Annotated in this window: 7 protein-coding genes; 5 read left to right on the top strand and 2 right to left on the bottom strand. The window is 53.6% G+C overall.

Going from position 1 to position 9,566, the window contains the following annotated elements; genetic code table 11:
• On the top strand, positions 1-715 hold a 715-nt coding region (locus Q4D85_RS06310; protein ID WP_303199035.1), incomplete at its 5' end, for a hypothetical protein.
• Positions 716-999: 284 nt separating this feature from the next.
• Here Q4D85_RS06310 and Q4D85_RS06305 read toward each other — a convergent pair.
• Positions 1,000-1,482: a DUF1877 family protein gene (locus Q4D85_RS06305; protein ID WP_303199033.1), complete on the bottom strand. Its 483-nt coding sequence runs from the start codon at positions 1,480-1,482 to the stop codon at positions 1,000-1,002.
• Between the two features lie 55 nt (positions 1,483-1,537).
• Entirely contained in the window at positions 1,538-2,332 is a 795-nt protein-coding gene (locus Q4D85_RS06300; RefSeq protein ID WP_303199032.1) for a DUF4253 domain-containing protein, read from the bottom strand.
• A gap of 230 nt (positions 2,333-2,562) precedes the next feature.
• Between Q4D85_RS06300 and Q4D85_RS06295 the strand changes: the two genes are divergently transcribed.
• The 4 genes from Q4D85_RS06295 (at position 2,563) to Q4D85_RS06280 (ending at position 9,324) form a co-directional block, all read left to right on the top strand.
• Positions 2,563-2,940: a hypothetical protein gene (locus Q4D85_RS06295; RefSeq protein ID WP_303199031.1), complete on the top strand. Its 378-nt coding sequence runs from the start codon at positions 2,563-2,565 to the stop codon at positions 2,938-2,940.
• Positions 2,907-3,944 (top strand): hypothetical protein, encoded by a 1,038-nt coding sequence (locus Q4D85_RS06290; RefSeq protein WP_303199030.1) that lies wholly within the window; start codon positions 2,907-2,909, stop codon positions 3,942-3,944. The genes Q4D85_RS06295 and Q4D85_RS06290 overlap by 34 nt, the downstream gene beginning before the upstream one ends.
• Before the next feature lie 82 nt (positions 3,945-4,026).
• Positions 4,027-7,119, top strand: coding sequence for a VOC family protein (locus Q4D85_RS06285; RefSeq protein ID WP_303199029.1), 3,093 nt, complete (start codon positions 4,027-4,029; stop codon positions 7,117-7,119).
• Positions 7,120-7,458: 339 nt separating this feature from the next.
• Entirely contained in the window at positions 7,459-9,324 is a 1,866-nt protein-coding gene (locus Q4D85_RS06280; RefSeq protein WP_303199028.1) for a VWA domain-containing protein, read from the top strand.
• The last annotated feature ends 242 nt before the right edge of the window (positions 9,325-9,566 follow it).

The following is a 9,566-nucleotide window of genomic DNA, read 5'->3' as shown; positions in this document are numbered from 1 at the left end:
CACTCTGGCGCTACACGATCATTACCACACCGCTACGAATTACTCGTTCGCAACATGCTACGAACTCGCGGCGGCTCAAAGAATGTGGCACGTTGCTGAGCATGTGTTAGTAAGTCTCATTGACCACGTCATTATTCAGGATTCCTTCGCCCCTAGTGGCCTAGCCGCCAGCGAGCTTATGAAAGCGCAGGAGTTCATCGCTACAGCTATGGAACACGTTGGCGCTAATGTCTCGGTCGTCTTAAAAATGTCCTACCTGAAAGTAGTCAGTCTGATTGACAACACAAACCCACGCATCGAACTGGAAAAACTAGTCTGCGCTGCGCACACAGACTGGCAGAAGCTGCTTGTCACCGTCGAACTTGCCACGTGCAGGCTCGACGATAACAAAGAAGCAGCTGCCCTCGACGCGGCCGAATACGCCCTCATTCTCGCGACTCGGTGGGCACAAACCGCCTATATCCACGATAAACATCGCGCTGTTGATCAGCTGTGGCCGTTAATCAGCAGAATAACCGAGATAACCCGCCGAAAATTCAACGACCGGGTGGTCAACGTTCTCACCACATACTGCGACTTGTGGCTTAATAACCCAGATCCAAGTCGTGAAGTGGAACCTCAGGAAACTCGCATCTGGCTTTGCCTCGAAATCGCGGACTATTACCTTGCCGCTGGGCAGAAAAAAAGGCGAAGCGACAGCTCTACCAGATGTTGAAAACCCTTCCCGCGGAAAAACCGTCTTACAGCCCGTGGCACTTGACTCCCCAAAAAATAGTGGAAAAACTCCTCACCTTGGAAACCTCGGACGGCAACAGTGCTGCCGTCCAGACAGTCGTGGAACTCGGAACCCACTTCGCCGCAGATGATGATGTTGAATACACGGCCCGACTTGCAGCCTCGAGGGCATGGTGTGCTGCTCAGCAACACCGGTGTCGCCGACACAAACGCCGTAATAAGAGGCGCCGAAGCACAACCTAGCCCGCAGCCGGTTATCAGAGGTTAGAACGACACACTAAAGATCACGTGCTGACCAGCGGAAGCCGCTTCTGTATAGAAATCGCGCAACCCAGAAAGCCAACCGAGACTGTACTCCAATTCGTCGGGACCGTACTCAAGCTCCCGGAGATCTTCAGGCATTGCCTCATAAAGCTTAACGAACTCCTCGTCGCTTAAGCCCTCCAGGTATTCCGAGACAACCGACACCTCGCTGGGATTGAGGTGAGTTACCCAACCGAGGTCATTGTCGTCGAGAAGACCACGTGCCCCGCCGATAACGCCCTTCGGCCCCAAGGGTTCGTCTTTATCCTTGGGATTGAGGGAACAATTGATGGGGTCCCATGCTTTATCAATTTCGCAGGCGAAATCCCAGTATTCCTCCTCCATTTCGCCAATCAATTCCAGGAGATCCTCACCGTCACCGGTGAAATTAATCAGTGGGGCGACCTGTTCATCTGTGAGCCGGAAAAATAATCCTAAAGACATGCGAAGAACACCTTTCTGTATGCGTCTTTGGTGGTTGGGTTGTGTGTTGTGGGTGTTAATCCCACCAGAACGACCATGTGGTGTCCTGCACTGTGGGGAAGTAGGCAAAGAAGTCTTCGCCACTTTGTTCAATATTGTCGGGGCAGAAGAGGTAATGCTCTAATGCGATGAGCCTGGATTTATGTAGCGACAATGTGTGCTGTGGTCGCACAACGGTGAGATCAGCGAAATTCAAAATTCCAAGAACTGCGCCAAACCGGTCTTCCCAACTGCGCAGCACGGCACTGATGTCGCCGCCAGAAAAACCGTAATTCACAGCACCATCCCACCCAAGAAGTGCGGGTGCATCAGCAGGACGTTCGACAGGCAGAACAACGACAGCGTGTCCGTCGTTGAGCTCCCATTGAGGTTTCGATGGTGGAACCGAATCCTTCGTATCGAGGTTGTTGAGAATGTCGTCTTTCAGTTCGGGAGTGACCGAAGGGATGTTCAGCTTGGCGAAAACTTCTTTAGTGTCATCGTCCTCGTCATTAGAGCTGCGGAGAGCGTCGATGGCGCGGGTGAAAAAATCGCGAGCTGAGCCGATGTCCCCGGTGGGTTCAAAAAGCTCATTCTCCAACCACGGCCGATGAAGATCGCCGTTGAGCCCCTCGGTTTGCAGTGGCCACCACGATGTTTCGGGAAACTTCCGAAGAAGCTCTGAATAGACTTTAGTCAAACCTTCTTGTGGGGCGAGGAAAAATCCGAGGGTTTGTTTGGGGTCGGGTGCTTCCTCTGAACGGATAGCTGAAAACTCTAAGCCGGTACTTTCAAGGAATTGTTCCAGCTTGTTCATTGAATGTGAATCCATGGAACAAGTGTACGATAAAACGCGGCTTTCGGGGTCATTTTTAATAAAGTTTTTCCGGCAATCGAGGTAGCGAAATTGTTAACGACCTTTCCCGTTTGAAAACGTCGAGATGCCCAATCACTCAGGGATTATTTCGAGTCGCATAGCTAAAGTAACAGTCATGCAAAGAGTTGCATGAAGTCCCATAGTTTTGAAGACTAATTGATTACGCGCTAGCTATAGTGACATCCGTGAACAAGGAGAATGTGACCGCGGACTACTGCGATGTTGAAACGCTGCTTCGCTTCGCCTACGACCACCCGAAAGGGATCTCTGCGGTTTTTGGGTGGCAAAAAATCGCCGACCGCGCCCACCGAGAGCAGAAAACTCACATCGAGGCTGAGGCGTTGATTAACCTCGCCGAATCCTACCTCATAGCGGCACGCCCACTCGATGCAGCTCACGCTTGTCGACGCCTCCACCTACTCGCCGACACCACCCCGGGTATCCTGGATGAAAGGCAGCAGAAGATTCTAGGTGCCTGTGAGAAAGAGATCGAAAACCCGCCGAAAAGTGGGCGTGCCCAGCTTAAAGAGTGGCTGGAAAACGGGAAAAGGAACGAGCACTGAAAGACTTTGCAACTGAACCCGAGTGGGACGGTTCTGCTGTGCGCTGCGCCGATTGGGCGTGCGAGTGCGAATTTTTGGTGGCCTTAAGCGGCGTCGATAAGCATTATGCAGGCGATGCGATCAGGTTTGCGCTGACGGGCATGCCCGCCTGGCCTGATGCGGAAACCCCGGAAACGTTGCGTGACTGCACGATCGCCGCCGCACGTGCACTTCAATTGCATCCCGATAAAAAAGCGCGTGTTCCCGCCTGGTTGATTGGCAGCGACTTGCCGTGGGTGAACACGCCTGACCTGCGTGAACCTACGGTGGGGCAGGTGATTGCATGTTGTGAGAACATTGCGATGCAGCTCGATGGGGCAGCAGAAATCGAAGCAATCGCACCCATAGATGATGTGCCTGACGTGAGTCTGCCGTACCCCAGTGACAACTGGCCACACAGCGTCTACGCAGCGATTTTCCGTGCTAGGCAAGGCGATACGGAAGCCTACGGTGATGCGCTCATTGAGCTTGACTACAGCCAACAATGGGCGCTTCGGCGGCGTGTGATCACAGAATGGGTTGCCGCTGCGGAGAAAAACGATGCCGACACGGTACGCGAGGTTGCGGGGACTTGCGCGCAGGCAATGCTGCCAGAACGCGGAATGTTGGGGGATGAAGATTTTTCGTTGTACCGCGACCTGCTGCGGCGAAAATATCAGCTGGAAACCGGCGATGACCAGCGCACACATCGCGCCAACTTCTGCCTCGATTTTGGTACCGGGGCGCGGTACTTAGCACGCTACGGTCAAGCGCTCGCTCACCTTGTTGAAGCCACCGAACTGTATTGCACACTAGAAAAGTGGGACCAGGCGCACGAAGCGGCACGCCGCTTTCTGGAAACCACGGAATACTGCGAGAAGGCGTACCACGCGCAACTACAGCTGCCTAAACACGTGGAAAGATTGCGGGCAATCTCAGGACAACTGCCCGCTGACGTGCAGGAATGGGTGAGCAACTATAGCTGAGAAAACGGCAGTTCGTGCGCTAGAAAGCAACTCTGTTTTTACCCCCGTAGTTTTCACTGAAGAACACATCTAAGGAGTCGCCATGGGAGCAATATCACTTCGCGCTAGACGTCGCGGCACACTTAGCGTGGATTTTCAACAGGAGAATGAGGAGTTTAGGTTTTTAGAAAGAAGCTTCGGCCAATGCGGCAGGAACGTTGGGCTTTTTGATGCGTCGATGAAGTTCGCCCACGTTCTTGCCTCGCGTGGCGATCACCGTAATGCGCTGATCGTAGCTGATGGTGCCCTGGAACAGGCCTGCGTTGACCTCCGCGACGCGGCGCGAGTGGTGGAAGCGTTTTCTTATCTTCGCACGCTGGTCGAAAACTTTCCCGAAACTGTCGCCGAACTAGGGTGGGACGTACCACTACCCGATTATGGGATCTACATCCATGCGCTACTACAACTACCCGAAATCCCGCACGATGAGGTCGATTGTGCGCTTGCACGCATGAAAATGTGGGCTGGAAATAGTAAGGGCGAATTCTGTAATCGTCGGAATTTTTTAACCACCAAGTTTTGGGTGCACCACCTGCGGGGTGAGTCGCACCAGGCAGCGGAAACTTTCACTACCTGGGAGGCGGAACTTTCCGCATCTTCCTATGAGGTAGCTGCGAGGGTCGTTATTTTTGAAATACTCATGCTCAACGCGTTGGGTCGGTTCGAGCAGGCTCTTGACCATGCTGGCGATCCCGATGAGCGATCCAACGATGTCAACGTTGCGCTCATCGAAGCGTACACCAGCACGGGCAAGCTTATCGACGCCGCCACGTGGGCGCTGTATAGCCTCGGCGATAGAGAACACGACGATTTCTTCCACCACTATGCCGAAATTGCCCGCCTTATTCCCCTCTTGCCAGAGGATTTGCAGAAATACCTCCAATGTGCGGCGCATTACTTATATGAACATGGGGATGTTTGCGCGAAACACTTAAAACAATTGCGTGCGATTTATGCGGGCGTGGCGAATTTTGGGTCGATTCCTGAATTAAGTGAAAACGACATGACACATGAAGCGGCTAGGCTTTTTGTGGCTGCGTTTTATGTGATTTCGCGCCCAGACGCCAGCGTTGACATGAGGGAGGACGTGTGGGAAAAGAGAAAAACCTATGGTGATGAAGTGGGGTTGTTTCTGTGGCGGACACTCGTGGTGTCCCTCGTACGCGACACCCAAGGGGATGATCGCGAGTATTGGTTCTCCGAAGCTTGCGATGCGTGCGCGGATCATCCGCAGCTCATTATGGATGTGGCACGCTGGTGTGTGGATAACGCTGGGGTAGGTCAGGAAAGTCGCACGTTGTGGCTCGTGGGAAATCTTTTCACGGAAAATTGGGTACTTGAAAATTCTGACCTGCCTTTTACCCGTGAGGTTTATCAGCAGTGCGAAGAGTGGATTCGTCGCGCGGGGGAGCTTGAGCACAAAGCTGATCCGGAAAACCAGGCGAAAATTGCTGGAAGAATGTGGTTTGATCTGGCACGGATTGCTTCCGCACGAAAAGACTGGGAGCAATCGCGGGAATACCTTTTCCAATCAGTCACACATCACATTTCCCCTGAAAATATTGATGATTTAGAGTCTGAACTTCAGCGCAACCCCCTGGTGAAAAAGCCCACACCTGATGCTTTAGATCACGCTATTGCAGAACATAGCGGCGAGGGGAATTGCACAGAACTGTGGCGCATTTACTGCTGGTCAAAAGCGCGCATGAATCTTGAGTACCAAACTGTGTGCTTGCAGGAAATCGTCGAAGTACAAGGGTTAAAGCAGCTACTTTTTGAAGTAATAGAACCATTTCAGATATGGGTGGATATTCTTACCCGCTACACGGATGAATTCCCCAGAGATTTCCAAGAATGGTCCATGATGACAATTTTTCCTTGGTATATGTGGGCACTCTATGAGAACCCTTCCACCACAACGCAAGGGTTTTATGAAGCACTTGACCACTACGAAGCTATAGTTTTGCACAACGAGCACGAGCATTCCTCTGCTTTATTAGCGCTGGCACGAACTTTCATTGCCTACCGATACCACGACATGGAAACCGCGCATGAGCAGCGCATAATCTGGTGCGCCCCCGACGAAAACATGTGGCTTCCTTTGCGTGACGTGGAAGCTGTTTATTGCATCGATGAGCTCACCAGGGTGGGCGATTATGGGAATGTGCTGACTTGGGTTCGTCAATCGTGGGGTGACACCGAGTGCGTCCCGTGGCTGAAGGCCGCCTTGTTGGAGTCGGTTTTTCGAAGCGGGAACGCGCACCTAGCCGCCGAATGGTTTCAAGAGCTGAGTGACTTTTCCCTCGCCCATCAACTGGAAACCGCTCAGCGGTGGCATGAGAAGTATTTAGCGGTCGCCGCTGAGGTGGGGATTCTGCGGTATTTGCTGTGCCTTGTCGCCCAGGGTGAAGTACACCACCGCGAGCTGGTTCGGCGTCGGGTCATGAGCGTACTTGCAGTCTGGGAGAAGACATTCAGCCAAGGCGAACAAGAAGCCAGGAAGCGTCCGGTTTTCTATCCGCGGAATGTGGGCACGATCGCATCTGTTGTGGCACCTGCACTGCGGATGTGTTTCGAAACGGATGACACCGTGAATGTCACGTTGAGTGTGGGGGACAACGAGTGGCTGAGCGTTCCTGATGTCGCTGCTCCAATCGCTGAAAAAGCTGCCAAGTGGTTCGAGGAAATTCAGCACCAGGTTGAGCGGCTTTTTCACCCGGATCAAGCACAGTTTTCCCATCATGTGGGGATTTATGTCACTGATCTCGATGCAGTGTACGAGTTCTTCTGCAAGTATTTCCCCGTAGATTCGGTGGGGCTATATGAGAACCCAAGGACACACCTTCGCTCCCATTACCTGATGTTTGATGACGGCGCTAAAAACTTGGTCTATTACCATAGCCCCAGGTTGGAAATTCTCAGCGATCCTAATCGTGACTGTGCACAAAACACCCCGATTCGGGATTTTTGCCTTCACGTGGAAAACCGCGAACAGATGCATGACATCGTGGAGAAACTCCGTAGAGATGGCTACAAAATCCTCACCGAACCGCACGAAACCAGTGAGGGGAGATACGAGAGCACGGTTCTAGGAATTGAGGAAATTCCCATCACCCTGAGCGCGGGACTGCGGTGAGTGGGGCGTCGAAAAGCAAGCGCCACGACAAGTCAATGCCAATGTTTTACTCAAAGCACGATTATTTTTTCCTAATAATCGCGGTCGGCGTTGCGTCAGCCAAAGCTTTCCACAAATCAGAAAATTGGGGTGCTTGCGGTGCGGCTCAAGGGCAGGTGGGGTGCATATTTGTGTGCTTTTCGACGCCGCGCCGGGCCCGCATAACTGGATGCGGAAGGGCGTTAATCGGCGTTTAAGCGTGGTTTAATTCAAGACTAAAACCCTCGGAGTAGCACGAAAACGGACTAGGGTGAAACAGGAGAATACCTTCCATTTTATTTGAACAAAAGCAGGTGTGTGATGCCCACTTTTTCTTTCCGCACAACCTTTTCCTTGATTGCTGCGAGCGTGCTCATGGTTGGGACGAGCCCCGTTGTTTCTGCGCAGGAGTCGGCGGGCTCGACGTTGCAGCCTACGGTGTTGGTGCTGGACTCGTCAGGGTCGATGCTAGAGACCGATGTGGATGGCCGGTCACGGATGGACGCGGCGAAACAGGCGGTCGGCGAATTTATCGACCAAGTACCCGAAAACGCCCCACTCGGACTAGTCACCTACGGGACCGGAACAGGCAGCAGTGAGGAGGAGAAAGAAGCAGGGTGTCAAGATATTTCCATCATCGCCCGCCCCGGTGAGAAGGACAAGCAGGCGCTGAAAGATGAGGTGGCGCGTTTCGAGCCGCGCGGATACACACCGATCGGAAACTCGCTGCGCACAGCTGCGGAGTTACTGCCCAAGGAAGGGGCGCGCTCTGTTGTTCTGGTCTCAGACGGCATTGACACCTGCGCACCACCACCGGTGTGTGAGGTGGCGAAAGAGCTTAAAGACCAGGGCACCGACCTTGTAGTGCACACCGTGGGTTTCAAAGTTGATGAGGCAGCGCGCGCCGAACTGGAATGCATCGCCCAGGTCACCGGTGGTACCTATGCGGACGCATCAAGTGCGGAAAGCCTGAAAGCATCACTGACCACCGTCACCACCCGCACCGCAGTCGGGTACCAACTGCCCAGCACACGAGTGGAATTCAGCGCCGACAAGGACAAAGTACCCACCCTAGACGTGGGCACACTAGAAAACCCTGCCCGCTACCACTTGGTTGCGTCAACAACGGAAAAGGAACCAGTGCACTTCAAACTAGATGTGCCCAAAAACCACACGCTACACATAGCGATGCGCACCGTCCCACCAGTGGGGACCAAAAAATTCCTTGAGGGGCACTACGGGATTACCCTCTTCGCCGAAAATTGCTCTGGCGAAACCCTAACAGCCAGCGACATAACTGCTGACAAGCCCGCATCGGGGTACTTCATTTCTCAGGATTGCCCAGGTGAACAACGTTTCAATCTATCTTTCGCCGACTCACCAGTGAAAGACATCGATTTCACCGTGGTGGCTGTACCCAAACCCACCGACCTTGGGGATGATTTCAACAAAACCCCTTCCGCAGGACGCAGCAGGGAGGATTTGGGGCAGCCCGCGCCAAGTGAAAACCCGCGGAAAGTTACCCCAGCTTCACAACCCGATGAATCCGCACCGCTTATCGACGGAACAGTGGAAGCCGAAATTGTGGAAGGCGAAACCCAGTTCTTTGCCGTCCCCATTGAGTGGGGCCAAGCCCTCGACGTGACCGCCGAGGTTTTAGAGGACACGCTTACACAAGGCGATGACTTCGCCACAGGCCTTCAACGAAGTCTCGACGTTTCTTTCAGCAATGCGGTTCACGAAAAAGTCGCGAGTGAAAATTCGGGACTATTGTTCACCAAGGATATTGGGAAGCCGGAAGTGATAGGAACAACATTCCCCCTCTCTTACGCGAATGCGGGTGGGGCGGAACATGCGGGCCACTCGTCGTGGTTGGGTGGCACCCACTACGTCCAGGTCAGTGCCCGAAGCCATGGGCGCGACAGCAACACAGATGCCACCACGGAGCTTAAACCCATCAAGTACCGGCTCACCGCAACCCCCGTGGGGCAAGCAGTGAAGGGGCCAATATTCCCGAAAACTGCTGCGCAAAGCCCCAAAACATCCTCCACCGCAGCGAAAGCAGACGAGTCGCCCAGCGCGGCAACCGAGGAGAAAGACAGCGGCTGGCTGTTCCCCGGAGCAATCATTGCCCTGGTTATCGCGGCGATAGCGTCTGCAGGCTACGCCCTCCAACGCAAAAAGTAAACATACTTCAAAGCCTGACGCCCCCTTCCTCAATACCTCACCGCGTAACTCCCAGTGGTGAGGTGTGATGGAGGGGGCTTCTCTGCTTTTGGGGAGGGGATGTTTTCCCTGTTTGTGGGGTGGTTTTGTTCTGGTGTTGAGGTGGGAACTCGACCTTTGGGGTCTTGAGGCGCGATTTTCTGGGGTGGGGAAGCACATTGGTCGAGTTGTGTGGTAGGGGGTGGGTGTTTTCCCTGTTCGTG

The organism is Corynebacterium sp. (assembly GCF_030532965.1).
Lineage (GTDB): Bacteria > Actinomycetota > Actinomycetes > Mycobacteriales > Mycobacteriaceae > Corynebacterium.
This window is presented reverse-complemented; position numbering and strand designations above follow the sequence as displayed.

Bases quoted from the DNA above. Each gene is read 5' to 3' on its own strand.
- Q4D85_RS06305 (WP_303199033.1), bottom strand. From the start codon at position 1,482: ATGTCTTTAGGATTATTTTTCCGGCTCACAGATGAACAGGTCGCCCCA.
- Q4D85_RS06300 (WP_303199032.1), bottom strand. From the start codon at position 2,332: ATGGATTCACATTCAATGAACAAGCTGGAACAATTCCTTGAAAGTACC.
- Q4D85_RS06285 (WP_303199029.1), top strand. From the start codon at position 4,027: ATGGGAGCAATATCACTTCGCGCTAGACGTCGCGGCACACTTAGCGTG.
- Q4D85_RS06280 (WP_303199028.1), top strand. From the start codon at position 7,459: ATGCCCACTTTTTCTTTCCGCACAACCTTTTCCTTGATTGCTGCGAGC.